This is a genomic window from Bradyrhizobium sp. (assembly GCF_036009065.1).
GTDB lineage: Bacteria > Pseudomonadota > Alphaproteobacteria > Rhizobiales > Xanthobacteraceae > Bradyrhizobium.
Map to the genome: position 1 here is coordinate 1 of NZ_DASYMN010000440.1, position 1,719 is coordinate 1,719.

The following is a 1,719-nucleotide window of genomic DNA, read 5'->3' on the forward strand; positions in this document are numbered from 1 at the left end:
CCTCATCCTGAGAGTATGTGAATGTTTGCGTCATTGCGAGCCAGCGGGCGGCGCGACGCGCCGCACGATGTGCGAAGCAATCCAGAGGCCGGAGCGCCGGTCTAGAAGGCTGGATTGCTTCGTCGCAAGGGCTCCTCGCAACGACGGTTTTGCCACCGTCATCCTGAGAGTCCGAGAATGTATTGGGCTGAGCCGAGGGGGTAGGCATTTCCGAGCACGGGGGTGCTGACGGTTCAGCCCGGCGGTTGGATCTGGAAGGGGTGCTGAAGTCCTCCGTTGCGGTAGTGGCTATGCCGGGCTGGCTTTGGCGGCGGCTGCGCGCAATGCGAAGCTGCGCAGCATGTTGTGGGCAAGCGCAAACCATAGCAGAACGGTGCGGGCCTTTTGCTTGCCGCGCACGGTGAGCTGCTGAAGCCCCATGCGGCGTCCTCTCGCATTGATGCACTCGTGCTCGGCCCGGCGCCGATACATTGTTTTACCGTCATCGCTCGCCATGCGCTTGCGCCAGTCGGCCACCGCCGCGCTGTCGTCCCGCTTCGGTGCATATGGATCGGTGCCATGTCTGGTCTGCCCCGGCGGGCACCATAGGCGCGTTCCAGCTTCATGCGCCCATTCGATGTCGTCGTTTTTGGTGAACCCGCCGTCAATCAGATAGTCGGAAGGCTTGTAGCCGCGGGCCTGCAAGCCTTCGATCGCCGGGCGTGCAAGGCCGCGATCCGAGCCGGTGGTGTCGTTGTCGACGGCGACGATCAGCTGGCTTTTCGGCTCCGCCACGATCTGCATGTTGTAAGCCGGACGGAAGCCGCCATCGCCCATCTTCATCACCCGCGCCTCGGCATCGGTGGTCGAAGCGCGCGGCTCCTTCTGCTTGCTCACGTCCTGCTTGTTGGTCTTCTCCCGGCGCGCCCGTTCGGCTTCCAATTCCTGTATGCGCTGCTGAGCCGCCGCGATCCGCGCCTCGCGTTCGCCCGCCGCCCTGAGCTGCGCCGCGCGCCGCGCCCGCTCGCCCGAGCCGGGATCGGCTTCAAGTTCGGCGCGCAGCCGCGCCACCCGATCTTGCGCCGCCATCCGCAGTTCCTCCAGCCGCTTGCGCCGGCGGAACGAGCTTGCCCCGGCAGCCGCGCGCACCCGCAGTCCGTCCTGCGAAAGGACATCCAGCGACACCAGTCCGGCTTCCACCAGCGAGGCCACGCCGCGCGCCAGCAGCTGATCCAGCACCGCTACGTGCGCGATCCGGAAGCCGGACAGGCTGCGATAGTTCATGGAAACCCCGCCGCAGAGCCAGCGATAGACCAGATTATCCCGGCACAATTGATCGAGCCGGCGGGCGCTGCCAACGCCATCGATCGTCGCCCACAGCCAAAGCGCCATCATCAATTGCGGCGCCGCCGGCGGATGGCCCGGCTGCCCTTCGCGCGCCTTGATCGCATCGTGCAGCGCTGACAAATCAAGCCCCTCAACAAACGCCCACACCGCGCGTACCGCATGGTCCTCCGCTACCAGATCGTCGAGCGCCACCCAATGCGTGTCGATCTGGCTGCGCTCCGGCATCCGCAATCGCGGCGCGCCCCGGCTCTCCGGCTCAGGCAATTGCTGTTCAGGCAAGCCTTCGAACAAATCTTCATCAGCCATGATCATTCCCACCGTTGCAGCTCCTACATCGATGGAATCACACCGCCTCAGCCCTTGCAAATGCTAAAAGATTCTCAAGCTCTGAGG

General features: G+C 64.9%; 1 protein-coding gene. It reads right to left on the reverse strand.

Translation table 11 applies throughout. From position 1 onward, the window contains the following. Positions 1-288: 288 nt before the first annotated feature. Entirely contained in the window at positions 289-1,635 is a 1,347-nt protein-coding gene (locus VGP39_RS26200) for an IS1182 family transposase (RefSeq protein ID WP_414644814.1), read from the reverse strand. Positions 1,636-1,719: the final 84 nt, after the last annotated feature.